At 71.2% G+C, this 22,055-nt stretch carries 23 protein-coding genes; 8 read left to right on the top strand and 15 right to left on the bottom strand.

Features of this window, described 5'->3' with window-relative positions; all coding sequences use genetic code 11:
- The first annotated feature begins 11 nt into the window (after positions 1 to 11).
- Positions 12 to 827: a class I SAM-dependent methyltransferase gene (locus tag BLQ91_RS10125; protein WP_090096457.1), complete on the top strand. Its 816-nt coding sequence runs from the start codon at positions 12 to 14 to the stop codon at positions 825 to 827.
- Here BLQ91_RS10125 and hsaB read toward each other — a convergent pair.
- Genes hsaB through BLQ91_RS10085 form a run of 8 tightly spaced genes read right to left on the bottom strand, consistent with a single transcriptional unit; the run spans position 813 to position 8,348 of the window.
- On the bottom strand, positions 813 to 1,385 hold the full coding sequence (hsaB, locus tag BLQ91_RS10120) for a 3-hydroxy-9,10-secoandrosta-1,3,5(10)-triene-9,17-dione monooxygenase reductase subunit (RefSeq protein WP_090096456.1): 573 nt from the start codon (positions 1,383 to 1,385) through the stop codon (positions 813 to 815). The two genes, BLQ91_RS10125 and hsaB, sit on opposite strands and share 15 nt — an antisense overlap.
- Positions 1,349 to 2,251 carry an iron-dependent extradiol dioxygenase HsaC gene (gene hsaC, locus BLQ91_RS10115; RefSeq protein ID WP_090096455.1) on the bottom strand — a complete coding sequence of 301 codons (903 nt, stop codon included), beginning with the start codon at positions 2,249 to 2,251 and terminating at the stop codon, positions 1,349 to 1,351. The genes hsaB and hsaC overlap by 37 nt, the downstream gene beginning before the upstream one ends.
- A gap of 16 nt (positions 2,252 to 2,267) precedes the next feature.
- The gene (hsaD, locus tag BLQ91_RS10110) at positions 2,268 to 3,077 is read right to left on the bottom strand and encodes a 4,5:9,10-diseco-3-hydroxy-5,9,17-trioxoandrosta-1(10),2-diene-4-oate hydrolase (RefSeq protein ID WP_090096454.1); all 810 of its coding nucleotides are present in this window, start codon (positions 3,075 to 3,077) and stop codon (positions 2,268 to 2,270) included.
- Between the two features lie 10 nt (positions 3,078 to 3,087).
- Complete coding sequence (gene hsaA, locus BLQ91_RS10105; RefSeq protein ID WP_090096453.1) at positions 3,088 to 4,254, bottom strand: 3-hydroxy-9,10-secoandrosta-1,3,5(10)-triene-9,17-dione monooxygenase oxygenase subunit; 1,167 nt, start codon at positions 4,252 to 4,254, stop codon at positions 3,088 to 3,090.
- Complete coding sequence (gene dmpG / locus BLQ91_RS10100; protein WP_090096452.1) at positions 4,251 to 5,273, bottom strand: 4-hydroxy-2-oxovalerate aldolase; 1,023 nt, start codon at positions 5,271 to 5,273, stop codon at positions 4,251 to 4,253. The genes hsaA and dmpG overlap by 4 nt, the downstream gene beginning before the upstream one ends.
- Positions 5,227 to 6,117 (bottom strand): acetaldehyde dehydrogenase (acetylating), encoded by an 891-nt coding sequence (locus BLQ91_RS10095; RefSeq protein WP_090096756.1) that lies wholly within the window; start codon positions 6,115 to 6,117, stop codon positions 5,227 to 5,229. The genes dmpG and BLQ91_RS10095 overlap by 47 nt, the downstream gene beginning before the upstream one ends.
- Positions 6,118 to 6,126: 9 nt before the next feature.
- On the bottom strand, positions 6,127 to 6,897 hold the full coding sequence (locus tag BLQ91_RS10090; protein WP_090096451.1) for a 2-keto-4-pentenoate hydratase: 771 nt from the start codon (positions 6,895 to 6,897) through the stop codon (positions 6,127 to 6,129).
- A complete protein-coding gene (locus BLQ91_RS10085; RefSeq protein WP_090096450.1) occupies positions 6,891 to 8,348 on the bottom strand; it encodes an FAD-binding protein in 1,458 nt (485 codons plus the stop codon). The genes BLQ91_RS10090 and BLQ91_RS10085 overlap by 7 nt, the downstream gene beginning before the upstream one ends.
- 131 nt (positions 8,349 to 8,479) lie before the next feature.
- Here BLQ91_RS10085 and BLQ91_RS10080 point away from each other — a divergent pair, with 131 nt between their 5' ends.
- From BLQ91_RS10080 to BLQ91_RS10060, 5 genes are read left to right on the top strand one after another with little or no spacing between them, the layout of a single operon-like run.
- Positions 8,480 to 10,051, top strand: a complete 1,572-nt coding sequence (locus BLQ91_RS10080) for an FAD-dependent oxidoreductase (protein ID WP_090096449.1) — start codon at positions 8,480 to 8,482, stop codon at positions 10,049 to 10,051.
- Positions 10,048 to 11,187: a 3-ketosteroid-9-alpha-monooxygenase, oxygenase component gene (locus BLQ91_RS10075; RefSeq protein ID WP_090096448.1), complete on the top strand. Its 1,140-nt coding sequence runs from the start codon at positions 10,048 to 10,050 to the stop codon at positions 11,185 to 11,187. Before BLQ91_RS10080 ends, BLQ91_RS10075 begins: the two co-directional genes overlap by 4 nt.
- Positions 11,184 to 11,423: a hypothetical protein gene (locus tag BLQ91_RS10070; RefSeq protein ID WP_425412452.1), complete on the top strand. Its 240-nt coding sequence runs from the start codon at positions 11,184 to 11,186 to the stop codon at positions 11,421 to 11,423. The genes BLQ91_RS10075 and BLQ91_RS10070 overlap by 4 nt, the downstream gene beginning before the upstream one ends.
- A complete protein-coding gene (locus BLQ91_RS10065) occupies positions 11,416 to 12,384 on the top strand; it encodes a ferredoxin--NADP reductase (protein WP_090096447.1) in 969 nt (322 codons plus the stop codon). The genes BLQ91_RS10070 and BLQ91_RS10065 overlap by 8 nt, the downstream gene beginning before the upstream one ends.
- 10 nt (positions 12,385 to 12,394) lie before the next feature.
- Positions 12,395 to 13,228: a MaoC/PaaZ C-terminal domain-containing protein gene (locus BLQ91_RS10060; protein WP_090096446.1), complete on the top strand. Its 834-nt coding sequence runs from the start codon at positions 12,395 to 12,397 to the stop codon at positions 13,226 to 13,228.
- Here BLQ91_RS10060 and BLQ91_RS10055 read toward each other — a convergent pair.
- The 6 genes from BLQ91_RS10055 to BLQ91_RS10030 are packed head-to-tail and all read right to left on the bottom strand — an operon-like array spanning position 13,208 to position 19,582.
- Positions 13,208 to 14,350 (bottom strand): lipid-transfer protein, encoded by a 1,143-nt coding sequence (locus BLQ91_RS10055; RefSeq protein ID WP_090096445.1) that lies wholly within the window; start codon positions 14,348 to 14,350, stop codon positions 13,208 to 13,210. The genes BLQ91_RS10060 and BLQ91_RS10055 overlap by 21 nt on opposite strands.
- Positions 14,338 to 14,730 carry a MaoC family dehydratase gene (locus BLQ91_RS10050; RefSeq protein ID WP_090096444.1) on the bottom strand — a complete coding sequence of 131 codons (393 nt, stop codon included), beginning with the start codon at positions 14,728 to 14,730 and terminating at the stop codon, positions 14,338 to 14,340. Before BLQ91_RS10050 ends, BLQ91_RS10055 begins: the two co-directional genes overlap by 13 nt.
- Positions 14,717 to 15,601 carry a bifunctional MaoC family dehydratase N-terminal/OB-fold nucleic acid binding domain-containing protein gene (locus tag BLQ91_RS10045; RefSeq protein ID WP_090096754.1) on the bottom strand — a complete coding sequence of 295 codons (885 nt, stop codon included), beginning with the start codon at positions 15,599 to 15,601 and terminating at the stop codon, positions 14,717 to 14,719. Before BLQ91_RS10045 ends, BLQ91_RS10050 begins: the two co-directional genes overlap by 14 nt.
- A complete protein-coding gene (locus BLQ91_RS10040; RefSeq protein WP_090096443.1) occupies positions 15,601 to 16,728 on the bottom strand; it encodes an acyl-CoA dehydrogenase family protein in 1,128 nt (375 codons plus the stop codon). The genes BLQ91_RS10045 and BLQ91_RS10040 overlap by 1 nt, the downstream gene beginning before the upstream one ends.
- A complete protein-coding gene (locus BLQ91_RS10035; protein ID WP_090096442.1) occupies positions 16,718 to 17,680 on the bottom strand; it encodes an acyl-CoA dehydrogenase family protein in 963 nt (320 codons plus the stop codon). Before BLQ91_RS10035 ends, BLQ91_RS10040 begins: the two co-directional genes overlap by 11 nt.
- Positions 17,681 to 19,582 carry an acyl-CoA dehydrogenase family protein gene (locus BLQ91_RS10030; protein WP_090096441.1) on the bottom strand — a complete coding sequence of 634 codons (1,902 nt, stop codon included), beginning with the start codon at positions 19,580 to 19,582 and terminating at the stop codon, positions 17,681 to 17,683.
- A 159-nt stretch (positions 19,583 to 19,741) separates the two neighbouring features.
- Here BLQ91_RS10030 and kstR point away from each other — a divergent pair, with 159 nt between their 5' ends.
- Together kstR and BLQ91_RS10020 are read left to right on the top strand one after the other, a co-directional pair.
- Entirely contained in the window at positions 19,742 to 20,317 is a 576-nt protein-coding gene (kstR, locus tag BLQ91_RS10025) for a cholesterol catabolism transcriptional regulator KstR (protein ID WP_245733337.1), read from the top strand.
- A gap of 35 nt (positions 20,318 to 20,352) precedes the next feature.
- Entirely contained in the window at positions 20,353 to 21,762 is a 1,410-nt protein-coding gene (locus tag BLQ91_RS10020; protein ID WP_090096440.1) for a hypothetical protein, read from the top strand.
- 6 nt (positions 21,763 to 21,768) lie between these two features.
- On the opposite strand, the gene BLQ91_RS41135 is transcribed toward BLQ91_RS10020, so the two are convergent.
- Positions 21,769 to 21,939 (bottom strand): hypothetical protein, encoded by a 171-nt coding sequence (locus BLQ91_RS41135; protein ID WP_176959649.1) that lies wholly within the window; start codon positions 21,937 to 21,939, stop codon positions 21,769 to 21,771.
- Positions 21,940 to 22,055: the final 116 nt, after the last annotated feature.

Below are 22,055 nucleotides of genomic sequence, written 5' to 3'. Positions count from 1 at the left end.
ACGGTGTGAGCATGACATCTGAGGTCAACAGCGAGCAGGCGGCCTGGTGGAACGCGGCGGGCCGGGGCTGGGCGAACGCGCAGGACGTCGTGGAGATGGTGCTGCGGCCGTTCCAGGACGTGCTGGTGCGGCACGCTCTCGAACGGCCGCGCGTCAAGGTCCTCGACGTCGGGTGCGGCACGGGCGGCGTCACCCGGGCGGTCACCGAGGCCACCGGGGCGGACTGCCTGGGCGTCGACATCTCCTCGACGATGCTCGCCGCGGCACGGGAGCACGGCGTGGCGCGGTTCGTCGAGGCCGACGCGCAGGTGCACGCGTTCGGCGAGAGCTTCGACCTGGTCCTCAGCAGGTTCGGGGTCATGTTCTTCGCCGATCCGGAGGCGGCCTTCCGCAACCTGCTCGACGCCACCACGCCGGGCGGTGAGCTCAGCCTGGTCGTCTGGCGCACGGCGGACGAGAACCCGTTCATGACCACCGCGTCGAGGGCCGCGGAGGAGCTGGTGCCCGACGCGCCCGCGCCGGACCCGGACGGGCCGGGGCCGTTCTCGCTCGCGGACGCCCGCAAGACCCGCGAGATTCTCGATCGGGCCGGGTGGGGCGAGGTCGGTCTCAGGCCGGTGGACCGGATCTGCACGATGCCCGACAAGCTGCTGGGCACGTACCTGGGCAACCTCGGCCCGATCGCCCGCGCGCTGAGGGAGGCGCCGGAGGAGGACCGGGCCGGGATCCTCGCCGGGGTGCGGAGCGCGTTCGACGGGTTCGTGCACGACGACGAGGTGCGGATCCCGGGCGCGTGCTGGCACGTCACGGCGTCAGCTCCACTCTGACTGGCGCTGCCAGGTCAGGAGGTTGTCGAGGACCTCGCCGGACCAGCCGCGCGGGTCCAGCTCGGCGTGCGAGGCGTAGCGGCCGCGGTAGAACAGCAGCGGCTGCGCCTCGCGCACCGGACCCAACTCGACGACCGAGCCGATGACGACGTGGTGGTCGCCCTCGTCGTGCACGACCGTCACGCGGCAGTCCACCCACGTCAGGACGCCGTCGAGCACCGGGGCCCCGGTGGGCGACGGCGTCCAGGAGAGGCCGGAGAACTTGTCCGCGCCCGCCCTGCCGAACACCGTCGACACCTCGCGCTGGTCCTCGGCCAGCACGTTCACGCAGAACGAGCCGGTGGAGGCCATCGCGGCCCAGCTGCGCGAAGTCCGTTGTGGGCAGAACAGCACCAGCGGCGGGTCGAGCGACAGGGCGGCGAACGCCTGGCAGGCGAACCCGACCGGCCCGTCCGGGGACGTGCCGGTCACCACGGTCACCCCCGTGCAGAAGTGGCCGAGGACGGAGCGGTAGCGGGTCGCTACCGCTGGACTCCCACGCTGAAGTCGTGTCCCCACAGGCTCACCGCCGTGCTTTCCCGTGCGATCCAGTCCTCATCGGACACCTGCCGTCCCTCGCAACCGAACTCGACGTCGAACCCGCCGGGTGTCTTCATGTAGAACGACAGCATCAGGTCGTTCACGTGCCGGCCCAGGGTCGCCGACATGGGCACCTTGCGGCGCAGCGCGCGGTCGAGCGTCAGGCCCACGTCGTCGGTGTTCTCGACCTCGACCATGAGGTGCACGATCCCGCTCGGCGTCGGCATCGGCAGGAACGCGAGGCTGTGGTGGCGCGGGTTGCAGCCGAAGAACCGCAGCCACGCGGGCGGGCCGTCCTCGGGCCTGCCGACGAACTGCGGCGGCAGGCGCATCGAGTCGCGCAGCCGGAAGCCCAGCACGTCGCGGTAGAAGTGCAGTGCGGCCTCGTCGTCCGAAGTGGACAGCACGACGTGCCCGAGCCCCTGCTCCTCCGTCACGAACCGGTGCCCGTACGGCGAGACGACCCGCCGGTGCTCCAAGGCGGCGCCGTGGAACACCTCCAGCGTGTTGCCCGACGGGTCCTCGAACCGGATGAGCCCGTTCACCCGCCGTTCCGCCAGGTCCTCCGCCGTCCCCTCGACGTAGGAGACCCCGGCCGAGGCCAGGCGTTTCGCGACCTCCTCCAGATCGGCCTCGGTGGCGGTCTCCCACCCGGAGGCCCGCAGGCGGTCCTCCTCGCCCGGCACGATCACCAGACGCGCCGGGAAGTCGTCCATCCGCAGGTAGAGCGCACCGGGGGTGGTACCCCTGCCCTCGACCATCCCCAGCACCTTCAGGGCGAACTCGCGCCACCGGTCCACGTCGGTGGCCTCGATGCGCAGATAGCCCAGCGACCGGATTCCCATCACGCCTCCCGCCAGATCATGGTTCGCTCAGGAAGTCGAGGGCGAGCCTGTTGAACTCGTCGAACTTCTCCAGCTGCGCCCAGTGCCCGCACCCGCCGAACACGTGCAACTGCACGCGCGGGATCAGCTTCGTCGCCAGCAACGCGCCGTCCAGCGGGTTCACCCGGTCCTCGCGGCCCCACACCAGCAACACCCGCTGGCGCAGCCGGTGGGCCTCGCGCCAGAGCATGCCCTGCTCGAAGTCCGGGCCGGAGAACGACCGGCCCAGAGCGGCCATCGCCCGCAGCGACTCCGGCTGACGCGCCGCCTCGAACCGTTCGTCGACCAGCTCCTCGGTGATCAGCGACTGGTCGAACACCATGATCCGCAGGAATTCCTCGATCTTCTCCCGCGTGGGTGTGCGGGCGAACGCGCTGAGCCTGCGCACGCCCTCGGTCGGGTCGGGCGAGAAGACGTTCACCGACAGCCCGCCCGGGCCCATCAGCACGAGCCGCCCGGCGCGCTTCCCGTTGTCCAGCGCGAACCGGACCGCGGTGCCGCCGCCCAGCGAGTTGCCGAGCAGGTGTGCCCGCTCGACCCCCAGCGAGTCCAGCAGGTCCTTCACCGCCCTGGCGGCGAAGGAGAAGTACTGGTCGTGCTCGGCGGGCTTGTCCGACTGGCCGTAGCCCGGCAGGTCGACCGCCAGCACCCGGAAGGACTTCGCGAACACCGGGATGTTCGCGCGGAAGTTCGACATCGCCGACGCACCGGGCCCGCCGCCGTGCAGCAGGACCAGCGTCTCGGCGTTGTCCGCGCCCGCCTCGTGGTAGTGCAACCGCACGCTCATCGACGCCCTCTCAGAACAACCCGTCGCGGACCTGGATGCCGAGCTCGTTCTTGCCGTACAGCACCAGCACGCGCTCGGGGTCGTTGGCCGCGTGCACGCGTGCGGCGTGCGCGTCGCGCCAGAACCGGGGCAGCGGCAGTCCCGCGTTGATCGCCTTGCCGCCCGCGCTCTCGAAGAGCCGGTCGATCGCGGAGATCGCCCGCGCGCTGCCCAGCACCTGGTCCCGCCGCGCCCGCAGGCGCAGCTCGACCGGGATCTTCGTGCCGGCGACGGCGTGCTCCCACTCCTCGGTGATGTCCTTCTCCAGCTGCCACCACGCCGTGTCGATGTCGGCGGCCGCCGTGGCGACGCGCACCTGCGCGAACGGGTCGTCCACCGACTTCTCGCCCAGGTAGGCGGCCCGGACGCGCTCGCGGGTCGCGGTGACGTGCAGCTCGTACGCGCCGGTCGCCATGCCGATCATCGGCGCGGTGATCGCGTACGGGTGGATCGTCCCGTACGGCATGCGGAACAGCGGGCCGGGGTTGACCTCCTGGCCGGGGCACTTGCACCGCGCGGTGTGCATCATGCTCAGCGCCCGGTGCTCCGGCACGAAGACGTCCTCCACCACGATGTCGTTGCTGCCGGTGCCGCGCAGGCCGACCGCGTCCCACACGTCGTTGATCAGGTAGTCGGAGATCGGCAGCAGGAACGTCCGGAAGTCGACCGGTTTGCCCTCGTCGTTCATGACCAGGCCGCCGAGCAGCACCCACGTGGCGTGGTCGCAGCCGGACGAAAAGCTCCACTTGCCGCTGAACCGGAACCCGCCCTCGACCGGCGTCGCGCGGCCCGTCGGCGCGTAGGAGGACGAGATCCGGGTGTCCTGGTCCTCGCCGAACACCTCGTCCTGCGCCTTCACGTCGAACAGCCCGACGTGCCACGGGTGCACGCCCAGCACGGACGCGACCCAGCCCGTCGACCCGCACGCGCTGCCGATCATCCTGACCGCGGTGTAGAAGTCCAGCGGGTGCGACTCGAAGCCGCCGTACCGGGCGGGCTGCAGCATCCGGAAGAACCCGGTCTCCTGCAACGCCTTCACCGACTCCGGCGGCACCCTGCGCAGTTCCTCCGCCTCCGCCGCGCGTTCCCTCAGGGAGGGCAGCAGCTCCCGCACCTTGCCGAGGATTTCCTCGCTCATCGGACGTTCTCCCTGCTCAGCTCCAGTGCGATGTCGATCAGCTGGTCCTCCTGCCCGCCGACGAGCTTGCGCTCGCCCGCGCGGACGAGGATCTGCGCGCCGGACACGCCGTAGCGCTCGGCCTGCGTGTACGCGTGTTTGAGGAAGCTGGAGTAGACGCCCGCGTAGCCCATCATCAGCGCCATCCGGTCGAGCAGGCACTCCTCGGGCATGACGGGCCGCACGACGTCCTCGGCCGCGTCCACGATCTTGAAGAAGTCGACGCCGGTGGAGAAACCCAGCTTGTCGCAGACGCCGACGAACGCTTCGAGGGGCGTGTTTCCGGCGCCTGCCCCGAATCCGCGTACGCTGCCGTCGATCTGCGCAGCTCCGGCTCGGGCCGCGGCCACGGAGTTCGCGACGCTCAGCCCGAGGTTCTCGTGCCCGTGGAAGCCGACCTGGGCATCGGAGCCCAACTCGGCGACCAGTGCCTCGACCCGCTCGGAAACCTGTTCCAGCACCAGGGCTCCGGCCGAGTCGACCACGTAGACGCACTGGCACCCGGCGTCGGCCATGATCCTCGCCTGGCGAGCCAACGCCTCCGATGGCTGCGAGTGCGCCATCATCAGGAAGCCGACGGTCTCCAGGCCACGTTCGCGAGCCAACGCGAAGTGCTGCACGGACACGTCGGCCTCGGTGCAGTGCGTGGCGATCCGGACGATCGAGGCGCCGTTGTCCTGCGACACCAGGATGTCGTCCTTCACCCCGACGCCGGGCAGCATCAGCACGGCGATCTTGGCCTGCGTGGCCGTCTCGGCCGCGACCTTGATGAGCTCCTGCTCCGGTGTGTGGCTGAAGCCGTAGTTGAACGACGACCCGCCCAGCCCGTCGCCGTGCGCCACCTCGATGATCGGCACGCCGGCACCGTCCAGCGCCGCCACGATCGAGCGCACGTCGTCGGCCGTGAACTGGTGCCGCTTGTGGTGCGAGCCGTCACGCAGTGACGTGTCGGTCAACCGCAGGCTCAGACGCTGCTGCACGGGCGATCTCCTCCCCCACCTTCGTCGCGGCGGCGGTCATGATGTCGAGGTTCCCCGCGTACTCCGGCAGGAAGTCGCCCGCGCCCGCGACCTCCACGAAGATCGCCACGCGGCCGGGGTCGTACTGCGGCTCGCGCAGCAACCGGAATCCCGGGACGTACGACCGGATGTCGGTTTCCATCCGCGCGATCGAGTCGGTGACCGGGCCGGGGTCGGCGTCCTCCGGAATCGCGCAGAAGATCGTGTCGCGCATGATCATCGGCGGGTCCGCCGGGTTCAGGACGATGATCGCCTTGCCCTTCGCGGCACCGCCGATCACCTCGATGCCGCGGCTGGTCGTGCGGGTGAACTCGTCGATGTTGGCCCGTGTCCCCGGTCCCGCCGACACCGACGCGACGCTCGCGACGATCTCCGCGTACGACACCGGGACCACCCGCGAGACCGCGTGCACCATCGGGATCGTGGCCTGGCCGCCGCACGTGATCAGGTTGATGTTCGGCGCGTCCCGGTGCTCGCCGAGGTTCACCGGCGGCACGACGTACGGGCCGACCGCGGCCGGGGTCAGGTCGATCGCCCGGATGCCCGCCTCGGCGTAGCGCGGGGCGTTGGCCCGGTGCACCGCCGCGGAGGTCGCCTCGAACACGACGTCCGGCAGCTCGTCCTGGCGCAGCAACCAGTCCGCGCCGTCGACCGAGACTTCGAGCCCGAGGTCCGCCGCACGCCGGAGCCCTTCGCTGGCCGGGTCGACGCCCACCATCCAGCGGGGTTCCAGCACCGACGAGCGCCGGAGCTTGTGGAGCAGGTCGGTGCCGATGTTGCCGGAGCCGACGATGGCCGCCTTCACCCAGTCACCTCATTCGAACTTCAAGTCGACGGAGCCGAGTCCGGCGAACTCGGCGCGGAACTCGTCACCCGGCCGGGCGTCGATGGCGCGTGTGCACGAACCGGGCAGCACGATGTCCCCGGCCAGCAACCGGACGCCGAAACTCGCGACCTTCGCGGCCAGCCAGGCCACCGCGATCGCCGGATCGCCCAGCACGGCGTCACCGCGTCCCTCGGCGACGACCTCGCCGTTGCGCCGCAGGGTGGCCGCAACCGCGCCGATGTCCACTTCGGAGGGACGCACGCGTTCGGAGCCGAGCACGAACCCGGCCGAGGACGCGTTGTCGGCGATGGTGTCCTGCAACCCGATCCGCCAGTTCTCGATCCGGCTGTCGATCAGCTCGATGGCCGGCGCGACGAACTCCGTGGCCTCCAGGACGTCCTCGACCGTGCACCCCTCACCGGGCAGGTCGCGGGCCAGCAGGAACGCGATCTCCACCTCCACGCGCGGGTACAGGTACGCCGACGCGTCCGCGGTGCCGGCGAGCTGCATGTCGTCGAGCAGGTGGCCGTAGTCCGGTTCGTCCACGCCCATCATCTGCTGCATCGCCAGCGACGACAGCCCGACCTTGTGGCCGATCACGTCACGGTTGCGGTGGCGGACGTTGAGCAGCTGGATCTCGTACGCGTCCACCACGTCGATCTCGGGGTACAGCTCCACCAGCGGTTTGATCGGCACGCGGTCGCGTTCGGCCGCGCGCAGCAACTCGGCGGCAGCCTCCCTGGACTGGATCGTCAGCACCTGGCCTCCTTCGCTGCGTGTTGCCCTGCCCGGCGGCCGGAGAAGACGCAGTCGGCGAGCGCGAGGCCGCTGACGTAGGACTCCGAGCACACCCCGACCGCCGACCGGCCCGCCGCGTACAGGCCCGCGACGCCCCGCACCTGACCGGTGTCCTCGTCCACGACGAGCCCGCCGAGCGTGAGCATCGGGCACGGGTAGCCGAACCCCGCGCGCACCGACACGTTGATCAGCGAGTAGGGCGGCGTCCCGAACGGTTCGGGCGGCGCGATGCCCGCCTTCGCCGCGACCTCCTCGATCGTCGGCGCCGTGACCAGGCCGCGGCCGAGCAGGTGGCGGACCTGCCAGCGCTGGAACGGCGCGGTCTGGGTCTTCACCTGGGCGCGAGCGACCCGGAGGATCTCGTCGTCGACCAGCAGCCAGGCCTTGCCACCGCGTTCGACGATCTCGGTCCCGTTGGCCGCGCCGTACCGGGTGGCGTCGCCGAACCGCTGCCCGGCCGAGTCGACGAAGACGCCGCGCTGCAACGCGCTGGGCGGCGTGACGAACCGCCACACCGAGATCCTGTCCATCCGCGCGGTCTTCCCACCGGCCGCGACACCGAGCCGGATGCCACTGCCGTCGTCGCCGGGCGTGCCCAGCGCGAGTCCGCCGCGGTACGCCGGAGCGTGCTCGTGCACCAGGGCGCGGTTCGCGATGAAGCCGCCGGCCGCGATCACGACGCCCTGCCCGGCGTGGACCACCAGCGGCCGGCCGAACCGTTCGAGCCGCGCTGCCAGCCCGAACAGCCTCCTGCCCAACGGCGGGTGGTAGAGCCACGGCTTGGCGCCCGCCCTGGACAGGGCCCGGTGCAGGACGCGCGGCAGCCCGGTCAGCGTCCGGCACCGCACGCCCGTGACCCGGCCGTCCTCGACCACCAGGCCGACGGCTCGCGTCTGCGGCATGATCCGCGCGCCCGCGCGCCGGGTCGCCCCGGCCAGCCGGGCGAAGAAGACCCTGCCCGAGGTGCCCTTCGCCCTGGTCCGGTGCCCGCGCGGCGCGGGGTCGGGCCAGGCGTCCTCGCTGCCGGACAGGTACAGGTAGTAGTCGTCGGTCGGGTACGAGGTCTTGAACGGCGACACGCGCGCGCCGAACGGGACGCCCTGGTCCTCCAGCCACGCCAGCGACTGGGCGCTGTCCTCGCAGAACCGCCGCAGGGTTTGCGGCGACACCGCGTCCCGGACCTCGTGCCGCAGGTACGCGACCATCGCGTCCACCGAGTCGGCGACCCCGGCCTCGACCTGCTGCCGCGTGCCGCCACCCGCGTAGACGACCCCGCCGGACAACGCGGTCGCGCCCCCACCGGCGAACCGGTCCAGCACCACCACCGACGCACCGGCCGTCGCGGCCTCGATCGCGGCACACGCACCCGCCGCACCGAACCCGACGACGACCACGTCAGCGGTGACCTCCACGCAGCCCTCCTGGAACAGGTACTTGCCGGAAACAGGTTCTTGGTGAGTCGGCTTGCCTGGAACTGCTACACCATAGCGCCAAACCGCCCCAGAACTATAACCTGTTCTAGTCTTGGCTTCGGGGAGGTGCGATGTACGACGTGATCGTCGTCGGCAGCGGCGCGGCGGGCATGACAGCCGCGCTCTGCACCGCTCGGCACGGCTTGCGGACCCTCGTCGTCGAGAAGGCCGGGCACTACGGCGGGTCCACCGCGCGGTCCGGCGGCGGCATCTGGGTGCCGAACAACGCCGTGGTCGCCGCCGGCGGCATCGCCGACTCGCCGGAGCGGGCCGCCACCTACCTGGCGCACATCGCCCCCGAGGTCCCGGCCGAACTGCGGCAGGCGTTCCTGGACGCCGGCCCGGCGATGCTCGCCTTCGTCCAGGACCACACGCCGCTGAGGTTCCGCTGGGTGCGCGACTACGCCGACTACTACCCCGAGGCGCCCGGCGGACAGCCGCGCGGCCGCTCCGTGGAACCGCTGCCGTTCAACGTGAAGCTGCTCGGCGAGGAGATCCGGGACCTCGAACCGCCGTACGTGCCGACCCCGGCGGGCATCGTGATCACCCAGACCGACTACCGCTGGCTGACCCTGATCGGCCGCCATCCGCGCGGCGTCCTCACCGCCGCCAAGGTGTTCGGCCGCCGGTTCCTGCCCGGCCGCCGCCTCACGATGGGGCAGGCGCTGGTCGCGGGACTGCGCGCCGGGCTGAAGGCGCTCGGCGTCGAGATCCGGCTCGACACCGCGATGACCGACCTGCACCACGAGAACGGCCGGGTGGCGGGAATCACGGCCGGCGACAGGCTGGTCCTGGCCGAGCACGTGGTGCTGGCGTGCGGCGGGTTCGAGCACAACGAGCGGATGCGAAAGCAGCACCAGAACACCGGTACCGAGTGGACGGTCGGTGCGAAGGCCAACACCGGTGACGGCATCGAGGCAGGCCAACGGGCCGGTGCCGCGGTCGGGCTGATGGACGAGGCCTGGTGGGGGCCGTCGGTCCCGTTGCCGCGCGGCCCGTTCTTCCTCCTCGCCGAACGCTCCCTGCCCGGCTGCGTGCTCGTCGACGGGGCCGGGCGCCGGTTCGTGAACGAGGCGGCGCCCTACATCGACGTGGTCAACGCGATGACCGGCGACACCTGGCTCGTCTTCGACCACACCTACCGCGGCCGCTACCCGTTCTGCGGCATCCCGCCCCGCCGCCCGCTCCCCCGGCGCTGGAAGGAGTCCGTGCTGACGGCTCCCAGCCTGGAAGAGCTCGCCCGGCAGGCCGGACTCCCGGAGCTGACCGAGACCGTGCGGCGCTTCAACGCGCTGGCGGTGGACGGCAGGGACACCGACTTCCACCGCGGTGACAGCGCGTACGACCGCTACTACGGCGATCCCCGGAACAAGCCGAACCCCAACCTGGCGCCGCTGACCACCGGCCCGTTCCACGCGGTCAGGATCGTGCCCGGTGACCTCGGCACCAAGGGCGGCCTGCGCACCGACGCGCGGGCGCGGGTGCTGCGCGAGGACGGTTCGGTGATCGACGGCCTGTACGCGGCGGGCAACACGAGCGCCTCGGTCATGGGCCACACCTACGCGGGCGCGGGCGCCACCCTCGGACCGGCGATGACGTTCGGGTACCTCGCCGGCCTCGACATCTCTGGAGGAGAGCGATGACGCAGGACAGCGTGCGGACGATCGACGCGGGCACGCCGCCGGCACGGTTCGCGCGCGGCTGGCACTGCCTCGGGCTCGCGGACAGCTTCCGCGACGGCGAACCCCACGCCGTGGAGGCGTTCGGCACCAAGCTGGTGGTGTTCGCGACCGGGGACGGCAAGATCAACGTGCTCGACGGGTACTGCCGGCACATGGGCGGCGACCTCACGCAGGGCACGATCAAGGGCGGCACCATCGCCTGCCCGTTCCACGACTGGCGCTGGGCGGGCAACGGCAGGTGCGTCGACATCCCCTACGCCAAAAGGGTTCCGCTGCGGGCGCGCACCCGGTCGTGGATCACGCTCGAGGAGAACAAGCAGCTCTTCGTGTGGAACGACCCGCAGGGCAACCCGCCGCCGGAGCACGTGACGATCCCGCGCATCGACGCCGCGTTCAGCGACGAGTGGAGCAACTGGACGTGGGACTCGGTGGTGATCGACGGCGCGAACTGCCGCGAGATCATCGACAACGTCGTCGACATGGCCCACTTCTTCTACATCCACTTCGCGTTCCCGACGTACTTCAAGAACGTGATGGAGGGCCACGTCGCCTCGCAGTACCTGACGACGCGCGGCCGTCCGGACGTGGCGATGGGTTCGAACTACACCGGGGACGTCGAGGTGCGGTCGGAGGCCGCCTACCACGGGCCGTCCTACATGATCGACTACCTGTGGAACGACTACAAGGGCCTCGAGATCGAGACGGTGCTGATCAACTGCCACTACCCGATCTCGCCGACGTCGTTCAAGCTCCAGTGGGGCGCGATCGTGAAGAAGCTGCCGGGCGTGGACGACGAGCACGCCGACAGGATCGCGGCCAAGTTCGCGCGCGGCATCGGCGTCGGGTTCCTGCAGGACGTCGAGATCTGGCAGAACAAGACCCGCGTCGACAACCCGCTGCTGTGCGAGGAGGACGGGCCGGTCTACCAGCTCCGGCGCTGGTACGAGCAGTTCTACGTCGACGTCGAGGACGTCACCGACGACATGGTGCGGCGCTTCGAGTTCGAGGTCGACACGAGCCGCGCGATCGAGGTGTGGGAGGAGGAGGTCGCGGAGAACCTCGCCCGGCAGCAGCAGCCCCAGGAGCAGGCCACGTGAGCGAGCGCGACGAGTTCCTGGCCGCAGGCATGGTCCCCGTGGGCTGCGACTGCGGGAACCGGGTGCTGGTCAAGAAGAACAGTCCCCAGCACACGAGCGTGCAGTGGCTGTCCGACACCCGCGACTGCCCCGAGCTGTGCGGCGCGAGGGCCGCGCTGGTGCCGACCTGCCTGCGGCTGCGCGACAGCATCGAGAAGGCCGTGCGCGACGGGACGCTGGAGGTCGCCGATGGCTGAGGTGCACCGGCTCCGGGTCGACGCCGTGATCGAGGAGACCGCCGACGCGCGCTCGTTCGTCCTGTCCGGCGCGTCGTTCGACGTGAAGCCGGGGCAGTTCCTGACGGTGCGGGCGGGCGACGTGGCGCGCTGCTACTCGCTGTCCAGCGCGCCCGGTGAGCCGTTGAAGATCACGGTGAAGCGGACGCCGGACGGGTACGGCTCGGCGTGGATGTGCTCGTCGTTGAGAGCGGGCATGGAGCTCGACGTGCTGGCGCCGGCCGGGGTGTTCACGCCGTCGTCGCTGGACTCCTCGCTGCTGGCGTTCGCCGCGGGCAGCGGGATCACGCCGGTGATGTCGATCATCCGGGCGGTGCTGACCGGGGGTTCGGGGCGGGTGTTCCTGTTCTACGCCAACCGGGACGAGGCTTCGGTGATCTTCGCTCGGGAGCTCTCCGGGCTGGTCCGCTCCCACCCGGACCGGCTGACCGTCGTGCACTGGCTGGAGTCGGTGCAGGGGCTGCCTTCCGCGACCGGGCTCCGGGCGTTCGTCCGGTCGTGCGACGAGGCGTTCGTGTGCGGTCCGGGGCCGTTCATGGAGGCTGCCCGCAAGGCGTTGCACGACGTCCCGGTCGTCCACGTCGAGAAGTTCGTGTCGCTGTCGAGCGATCCGTTCGCCGAGGTGGTGCCGGTGGCCGCCGACCGGCCGGACGCGGTGGTCGAGGTCTCCCTCGACGGCGAGGAGCACCGGCTGGCCTGGCCCGCGCGGACGAAGCTGCTCGACCTGCTGCTGGAGAACGGGCTCGACGCGCCCTACTCGTGCCGGGAGGGCGCGTGCAGCGCGTGCGCGTGCCGGCTGGTCGAGGGCGAGGTGAAGATGCTCAACAACGACGTGCTCGACGCCGAGGACGTCGCCGAGGGCATCGTGCTGGCGTGCCAGTCGGTTCCGGTCACCGACACCGTGAAGATCACCTACGAGTGAGAGGCGCCTGATGCCGATCGATCCCGCCGTTGCGATCGGGGCGGAACTGCCCGAGGTCGAGTTCACCTGGACGCACTCGGACGTGTTGCTCTACCACCTGGCGCTGGGCGCCACGGAACTCCGTTACGTCTACGAGGAAGGCCTGCGGGTGCTGCCGACGTTCGGCGTGGTCGCACCCCGGTTCCACGAGACGGCGCCACCGGTCGTGTCGTTCCCCGGAGTCGAGATCGACCTCGCACGGGTGCTGCACGGGACGCAGGAGATCACCGTGCACACGCCTCTGCCCGCCTCCGGTGAGGCGGTCCTGCGGACGCGGATCTCGGACGTGTGGGACAAGGGGAAGGCCGCGGTCATCGTCCAGGAGGCCACGGCCGTGACCCCGGACGGGACGGCGTTGTTCACGACGCGGTCGGGCATCTTCGCCCGCGGTGAGGGCGGGTTCGGCGGCGACCGCGGGCCGTCGGGCAAGGTGGAGCCGCCCTCCCGCGAGCCGGACTTCGTGATCGAGACCCCGACCCTGCCGCAGCAGGCCTACCTCTACCGGCTCTGCGGTGACCGCAACCCGCTGCACGCCGATCCCGCCTTCGCGCGGCGCGCGGGGTTCGACCGGCCGATCCTGCACGGCCTGTGCACCTACGGCGTGGTGTGCCGGGCGGTGGTCGACGCGGTGCTCGACGGGCCGGAGCGGGTGTCGTCGTTCGGGGCGAAGTTCGCCGGCGTGGTCTTCCCCGGTGAGACGCTGACGACGCGGGTGTGGCGGGACGGTCCGCGGCTCGTGCTGACCACCTCGGCCGGAGACCGTCCCGTTCTCGCGGACGCGGTGCTAACCCCGGCCGAGGACTAGGCCGCTCGTCGGGACGCCGGTGCCGGCGGTGACGAGGACGTGGTCCACGTTCGCGACCTGGTTCACCGCGGTGCCCCTGATCTGGCGGACACCCTCGGCGATGCCGTTCATGCCGTGCAGGTAGGCCTCGCCGAGCTGGCCGCCGTGCGGGTTGAGCGGCAGGCTCCCGTCCAGTTCGAGCGCGCCCGTCCTGACGAAGTCCGCGGCCTCGCCCCTGCCGCAGAAACCCAGTTCTTCGAGCTGCACCAGCACGAACGGCGTGAAGTGGTCGTAGAGCACGGCGACGTCCACATCGGACGGGCCGATGCCGGACCTCTCCCACAGGCCCCGTGCGACGACACCCATCTCGGGCAGCCCGGTCAGGTCGTCGCGGTAGTAGCTCGTCATCGTGAACTGGCCGGGACCGCTGCCCTGGGTGGCGGCCCTGACGTGCGCGGGCTCGTTGGGCAGGTCTCCCGCCCGGTCAGCCGAGGTCACCACGAGCGCGACCCCGCCGTCGCTCTCCTGGCAGCAGTCGAGGAGCCGGAGCGGCTCGGCGATCCAGCGCGACGACTGGTGCTCCCGCAGGGTGATCGGCCGGTTGTGGAACCACGCGTGCGGGTTCGTGGCGGCGTGTTTGCGGTCGATCACCGCGATCCGGCCGAAGTCCTCGCTCGTGACGCCGTACTCGTGCATGTACCGGCGGGCGAACATGGCGACCATCGCGGCCGGCGTGCCGAGGCCCATCGGGTACGACCAGCTGTTGTCGACGTTCGCGGCGGCCGCGGTCTGCACCTGCCCGAACCGGTGGCCGGAGCGTTCGTTGAACGCCCGGTAGCAGACGACGACCTTCGCGGCGCCGGTCTCGACGGCCATCGCGGCCTGCTGGACGGTCGCGCACGCCGCCCCGCCGCCGTAGTGGACGCGGCTGAAGAACGTCAGCTCCGGGATGCCCAGCTCGCGCGCGACCGCGATCTCGGCGTTGGTGTCCATGGTGAAGCTGACCAGCCCGTCCACATCGGACGGTTCGAGGCCGGCGTCCTCCAGCGCGGCCCTCACCGCCTCGGCGGCGAGCCGCAGTTCGCTGCGGCCGGAGTCCTTGGAGAAGTCGGTCGCGCCGATCCCGGCGATCACGGCGTCCACGCGGGCACCTCGATCCTCACGGTGCCGGTGACGTGGTCGCCGTGGGCGGTCCGCCCGACGACCTCGATGGTCAGGTCCTGCTGCTCACGCCCGACGACCTGGCCGAAGAACTTCAGGGTGTCGTGGGCGAAGCAGGGCGCGCCGAGCTTGATGTTCACCTGGCGCACCAGCGCCTCCGGCCCCGCCCAGTCGGTGACGTAGCGCTGGACCAGGCCGGTCGTGGTGAGGATGTTGATGAAGATGTCCTTCGAGCCGCGCCGGACCGCGAGGTCGCGGTCGTGGTGGACGTCCTGGAAGTCGCGGGTGGCCAGCGCGGTGCTGATCACGAACGTCGGCGTGGCCTCGACGTGCCACTCGGGCAGGGGATCACCGATCCGCACGGGGCCTCCAGCTCGGCATCGTCAGCTCGTCGTCGATCTCCGTGAACACGACCTCGACCCGCTGCCCGATGCTCGGCTCGCCGTCGAGCTCGCCCAGCATCCGCACACCCTCGTCCAGCTCCACGAGGGCGATGACGAACGGCGTCTGCTTGCCGGGCACCTGCGGGTGGTGGTGCACGACGTAGCTGTAGACCACGCCGTAGCCGTCCGAGACGAGGTACGTCGGTTTGGTGGCGCCGCACTCCGGGCACATCGGGCCCGGCGGGTGGCGCAGGAGGCCGCAGCCGCCGCAGCGCTGGATGCGCAGCTCACCCTGCCGCGTGCCCTCCCAGAAGTACTCGGTGTCGCGGTTGACGGACGGTCTGATCGCCTGCGCCCCCGGTTCCCGTCTCCGCGGTTCGGGTTTCCGCGCGGGCTTGAACTTCAGCACCCGGAAGCGCATCTCCGCCACGGCCTCGTCGCCGACCCACCACGTGCTCCGCGTCGTGACGAACCACCCCTCGCCGAGCCCCGTCCTCTTCGGCCCGGTCACGTCCTCCAGGCTCGTCGTCACCGACAGCTGCTCGCCCACCCCGAGGTACCGGTGGTAGGTCTGGTCGCTGTTGGTCGCGACCACGGACGTGTACCCGGCCTCGTCCAGGATCGCCATCATCTGCCCGAGCGGGTCGTCCGGCGACCGCTGACCGCGCAGGCCGGCCATCGTCCACACCTGCACCATCGCGGGCGGTGCGACCTCCGTGTAGCCGGGGTGCTCGTCGCCGAGGGCCTCGAGCCAGTTGCGGATCATCGGCAGGTTGACCGGGTCGCGCGCGAGGCGCGGTGCGCTCTCGCCCTGCTCGGCGACGCGTGCGGCTTCCTTCTCGATGTCGATCATCGCACCACCCGTGGCAGACCCAGTCCGATGTTCGCGATCAGCTCGCGCTGGATCTCCTGCACTCCCCCGCCGAAGGTCAGCACGAGGTTGCGCCGGGCCTGCACGTCGAGCCACCGCACCAGCTCCGCGTCGGCGCCGTGGCGTCCGACGAGCTCCTCCAGCAGCCGGCCGACGCGCTGGGTGCGGTCGGCGGCGAACACCTTGGTGGCGCTGGCGTCCGCGACCTCCAGCTCACCGCTCGCCACCTGCCAGTTGAGCAGCTCGTTCACCCTGACCACGGCCCGGGCCTCGGCCAGCGCCCGCCGCACGTCCGGTTCGTCGAGCAGCCCGCGCTCGCGGGCCCAGCCGTGCACGCGTTCGACCAGCGCGCCGAGGCGGCCGGACGGGCCGAGCATCACGCGCTCGTGGTTGAGCTGCGTGGTGATGAGCCGCCACCCCTTGTTCTCCTCGCCGACCCTGCGGTTCTCGGGCACCTGGACGTCGTTGTAGTAGGTGGCGTTGACGTGGTTCGCGCCGTCACACGTGATGATGGGCGTCCACGAGTAGCCGGGGTCCTTGGTGTCGGCGATCAGGATCGTGATGCCCTTGTGCCGCGAGTCCGGCGCTCCGGTGCGGCACGCCAGCCAGACGTGGTCGGCGTCGTGGCCACCGGTCGTGAACGTCTTCTGGCCGTTGACGACGTAATGGTCACCGTCCCGCACGGCCCTGGTGCGCAACGACGCCAGGTCGGTGCCGGCGTGCGGTTCGGTGTAGCCGATGGCGAAGTGCAGGTCGCCGCTGAGGATCCTCGGCAGGAAGAAGTCCTTCTGCTCCTGCGTTCCGTACGCCTGCAGCGTCGGGCCGACGGTCTGCAGCGTCACGTACGGCAGCGGGACGTCGGCGCGCGCGGCCTCGTTGACGAAGATCTGCTGCTCGACCGGGCCGAACCCGAGGCCGCCGTACTCGCGCGGCCAGCCGACGCCGAGCCGTCCGTCGCGGCCGAGCCTGCGCACCAGCTCGCGGTAGGTCTCGCCGTGCCGCTCGGTCAGCATCGCCTCGCGGTCGGCGGCGGTCATGACGCCCGCGAAGTACTCGCGCAGCTCATCGCGGAGCTTGCGCTGGTCGTCGGTGAGGTCAATGAACATCGATGGCCCCCAAGCGGTGCTCCACCCCGCCGACGAACCGCGTCAGCTCCTTGGCCATGCCGTAGTAGCGGTGCAGCGGGTAGGTGATGTCGAGCCCCAGCCCGCCGTGCAGGTGGTGGCAGGTGTGCACGGCCGGGAGCGCCTCGGCCGCGAGCCAGTAGGCCGCGGTGGCGAGGTCGGCGTCGTCGAGGCTCCAGCAGGCGGCCAACGCGGCCAGGTGCAGTGTGCGGGAGGCGATGTGGACGTCGGCGACCAGGCAGGCGGCGGTCTGGAACGCCGCCAGCGGCTTGCCGAACTGGTGCCGGGTGCCGACGTGCCGGACGGTGAGGTCGAGGGCCCCGGCCAGCACGCCGTCCGCCACCGCGCAGGCCCCGGCGAGGGCGAACCGGCGGATCCCCTCCTCCGCGCCTTCCAGCAGCTCGCCCCGCGCGCCTTCGAAGCGGACCGTGTCGTCCGAAATGGACACTCCGGGTTGCGCCGGGTCGACGACGAACACGCCGCTGCCGGTGCTCACCAGGATCCGCCGGGCGTCGGCGGCGTGCGGCACGTTGATCTTCACGCCGAAGATGCCGTCCGGTCCCGCCGTGGTCTCCGGCGCGGCGGGCAGGGGCCTCGACGGCTCGCTCAACGCCGCCGTGAGCACCCCGTGCTGTTCCGCCACCAACGGCAGCAGGGCGTCCTGCTGCTCCGCCGTCCCGTACCGCGCGATCGGCAGCACCCCGAGCGCGAGCGTGGCCAGCGCCGGGACGTCCACCGCCCGCCGGCCGACCTCGGTGAGCAGCACGGCCGTCTCCAGCACGCCGAGCCCGTCACCACCGAGCCGTTCCGGAACGGCCAGGGCCAGCAGCCCCGCCTCCCCCAGCGCCTTCCAGGGGGTGCCGCTCTCCCTGCCCAGCACGTCGGCCGCCAGGGCGGCGATCTCGCGCTGGGTCCCGTCGAGCTCGAAGTCCATCTAGGGCTCCCTCGGTAAGCCGAGAATCCGCTCTCCCGCCAGGTTCATCAGCACCTGCGTCGTCCCGCCCGCGATGCTCAGGCACCGCGACAGCAGGAACTCGTGGATCTCGCCGCCGTCCACGGCACCGTCCGGGCCGAGCAGCTCGACGGCGAACTCCGCGACGTCCTGCCGTTGCCGCACACCGACGAGCTTGCGGACGCTCGACTCCGCGCCCGGCTCCTGCCCGCTCAGCACCCGCAGGCTCGCGCGCAGGTCGAGCACCGAGACGGCGAGTCCCCGCGCCACCAACGCCCCCAGCCGCTCCGCGTGGTCCGCGGCGGCCGGTGACCTCAGCACGTCCTCCAACGGCTCGCCGAGCGACGACCCCATCGCGACGCGCTCGTTGGCGAGGGTCGTGCGGGCCAGCCGCCAGCCGTCGCCCACCTCGCCGACCACGCAGTCGTCCGGCACGAACACGTCGTCCAGGAACACCTCGTTGAACCGCGCTTCCCCGGTGATCTCCCGCAACGGCCGCACGTCGACGCCGTCGGACCGCATGTCGACCAGGAAGTAGGTGATGCCCTTGTGCTTGGGGGCGCCCGGATCCGTGCGGGCCAGGCAGATCGCCCAGTCGGCCTCGTGCGCGAGCGACGTCCACACCTTCTGCCCGGTGAGCCTCCAGCCACCGTCGACCTTCACCGCCCTGGTGCGCAACGACGCGAGGTCCGAGCCCGCCTCGGGTTCGCTGAACAGCTGGCACCAGGTCAGCTCGCCGCGCAACGTCGGCCGCACGAACCGTTCCTGCTGCCCGGGCGTGCCGTGGCGGAGGATCGTGGGTCCCGCCCAGCCGCCGATGACCAGGTCCGGCCTGCGCACCCCGGCGCGGGTGAACTCGGCGTCGAGAACCATCTGCCGCGCGGGTCCGGCGTCCTGCCCGAACGGCTTCGGCCAGTGCGGCACCAGGTACCCGCTGTCCGCCAGGCGTTCCCGCTGGGCGGCCGGGTCGAGCGCGGCGACCTCCCGCGCGAACGCCGCCACGTCCGGATCGGAGTCGAGCTGGACCGACAGCGAACGCCGCGCGCCGGCCAGGACCAGTTCCGCGACGCGCCGGCGCCACCGCGCGGCACCGCCCGCGAGTTGCTGCAACGCGAGCGCCCGTCGCAGGTACCGGTGCGCGTCGTGCTCCCAGGTGAACCCGATGCCGCCCAACACCTGGATGCAGTCCTTGGCGTTGCGCACGGCCGCGTCGAACGCCACCGCCCCGGCGACGGCGGCCGCCAGCGGGTGTTCGTCCTCCCCGAAGGAACGCGCCGCGTCCCACGCGACCGAGGACGCCTGTTCCGCGCGGCACAGCATCTCGACGCACAGGTGCTTGACGGCCTGGAACGACCCGATGGCACGCCCGAACTGCCGGCGCTGCTTCGCGTGCTCCACAGCGGTGTTCAGGCACCACGCGGCGACCCCGCTCGCCTCGGCGGCCATGAGCGTGATCGCGAGGTCGGCCGGGTCCGCCGTCTCCTCACCGGACCCGGTGACCACCACCCGGGCGAGCGAACGTGAGCGGTCCACGGCTTCGAGAGGCGTGATCTCGGCCTGGCCGGCCGGCACGAGGACCCACCTGTCCGTTCTGAGCAACAGGTGCGTCGCCTCGGCCGCACCGACCACGTGCCGGGAGGTGAAGCCGAACCCGGCGACGCCCTCGAAGCCGGGGACCAGCACCGACACCAGCGCCGTCGGCAGCAGGGGTCCCGGCACGAGGTTCTCCGCCGCCCGCTCCAGCAGCACCGCGAGATCGGCGACCGTGCCGCCCTCCCGCGTCACCTCGAAGAACCCGACCCGGACCAGATCGGCCCACTCGCCCTTGGTGGCGTCCACGCTGTCGCGCAACGCTCGTTGGTCCCCGGTCGTGGCGATCGGCATGCGGCCTCCTCCAGTACGTGAAGAAGTTTATAGAACGTGTTCTATCTCCGGCAACAGATCATGGCCGCGAAACCGATCGAGTACGATGAGCGCGCCGGTGCAACACGTTCCAGGAGGATCATCTCCGTGTCACCTTCGAAGTCGCGCACGGACGCGCTCATGGCGGGCGACGAGCTGAGCTCGGCCGCGCAGCGCGAACGTCGCAAGCGGATCGTCGACGCGACCATCGCGCTGGCGTCGAAGGGCGGGTTCGACGCCGTCCAGATGCGCGCCGTGGCGGACAGGGCGGACGTCGCGCTGGGCACGTTGTACCGCTACTTCCCGTCGAAGGTCCACCTGCTCGTGTCGAGCCTCGCGGTGGAGCTGGAGCGCGCCCAGGAGAAGATGGACCGCACCACCGTTCCCGGCGAGTCGCCGTACGAGCGCGTGCTGTTCGTCCTCGGCCGCATCACCCGCGGCCTGCAGCGCAACCCGCACCTCACCGAGGCGATGACGCGCGCGTTCACGTTCGCCGACGCCTCCGCGGGCGCCGAGATCGACCGCGTCTCGCTGCTGATGGAGAGCATGTTCACCAAGGCGATGAGCGACGACGAACCGACCGACGAGCAGAAGGCGATCGCGCGGGTGATCGGCGACGTGTGGCTGTCGAACCTGGTGGCGTGGGTGACGCGCCGTGCCACGGCGACGGACGTGGCGAACCGCCTGGAGCTGACGGTCCGCCTGCTGCTGAAGTGACCTCGGCGCACCGGCCGGGTCACTAGGATCGGGGCATGGGTCTGCACGGCGACGCCGCCTTCCGGTTCCTCGTTCCCGACGCTCCCCGCCACCGGCGCACCGAGGGCGACGGCGCCCCGGCGCTGGCACCGTCGCGCATCGGCACGCTGAACCAGCTGCGCACCACACCCGGCATCGCGAACCCGAGCCTGGTCTCCTCCTGGTCAGGGTCGATCGACCGGGTGCTGCTCGCGTTCCCGTCCTACGGCGTGCACAGCCCGGAACTGGCCGCGGGCTACCGCTCGGTGATCGGCGCGCTGCGGCCGGACACCGGGTTCGTGGTGGTGCACCACGAGAGCGACCGCGAGACCGTCGAGGCCTGGTTCCGCGAGGCCGGGCACAGCGCCCAGTTCGTGCCGATGCCCGACTACGTCGACTTCACCGACTGGGCCGAGGACGGCTACCTCGCGCTCACCGACCAGGGCGAGACCGGGACGTACCTGCTGGAGCCGTGGTCGTTCCCGCGTTCCGGCGACTCGCTGATCGCCGACGCCGTCGAGGAGCACGGCCCCGTGCGCGCGACCCAGGCGCCGCTCGTGTTCCAGGGCGGCAACTGCCTGGTGGGCGACGACTTCTGGTTGCTCGGCACGGACTACTTCCTCGACACGCTGGAGCTGGTGCAGAGCGGCGAGCTGCCGATCTCGGTGCCGCCGGGCCGGACCGCGGTGGAGTTCGTCGGCGAACTGTTCCGCCGGCACGTCGACAGCGCGCGTGAACTGGTTCTCGTCGGCACGAAGCGACCGCTGGGGCTGAAGCCGTACTACGCGACAGTCGAGGCCGGCGAGTACCACCTCGACATCCCGGGCGGTGGTGTCGGTGACGTCCAGCCGATCTTCCACATCGACATGTTCGTGACGCTCGCGGGCCGGGAGGACGGGCGTTTCCGGGTGCTGGTCGGCAGTCCCGCGCTCGCCGACGCCGTTCTCGGCACCACCTCGCCGTTCGGGCTGCAGAACGCCTACGACGAGATCGCGGCGGACTTCGACACGCGCGGCTTCGAGGTCGTGCGCAACCCGTTGGTGCACCGGCCGCACATCTCCCAGCGGCTGTCGTTCGAAGTCCTGCGCGCGTTCGCCGACACGCCCGACGGTGCCGAACTGCGCGAGGTGGTCGGTGAGTTCGCCGCAGCGGGCGCGCAACCGGACACGACGATCAACGTGCGCGCGTGGCACCACATCACCTGGAACAACTGCCTCGTCGAGAACAGCGCCGAAGCAGGCAAGAACGTCTACCTGCCGACGTTCGGCCACGGCGAGAACGCCGACCTCGCCGCGATCGACGACGAGATGGACCGGCTGTGGACGGGCCTGGGGTTCACGGTGCACCGGCTGGGCGATTTCAACGCCTTCGCGAGCCGCCAGGGAGTCGTGCACTGCATCAAGAAGTACCTGGAGCGCGGCGCTTAGGCCTGGTCACCGGCGCTCGAGCCGCCGCAGCACCACCGGCACCACGATGACGACGACCACTCCCACCACGACATAGGCCCAAAGCAGCTCGACGCCCAGCAGTGCCGTCGCCATCCCGACGACCAACCCGAGCAGGACCAGGCCGAGCACTTCCCACACGCGGATCTTGCGCAGCACGGAGCCGCTCCTTTCCCCAGGCCGCCCGCACCGGTCGGCGACTCCCCCGGGGTTCGGCGATGTCGTGCCCGGTCAAACCTGACCGGTGAACGGGCGCCCCGGATCCCGAGGCGCCC

Source organism: Lentzea jiangxiensis (assembly GCF_900104175.1).
In the GTDB taxonomy this organism is placed as follows: Bacteria; Actinomycetota; Actinomycetes; order Mycobacteriales; family Pseudonocardiaceae; genus Lentzea; species Lentzea jiangxiensis.
Note: the sequence above shows the minus strand (reverse complement) of the source record. Positions and strands in the feature narration are given on the sequence as shown.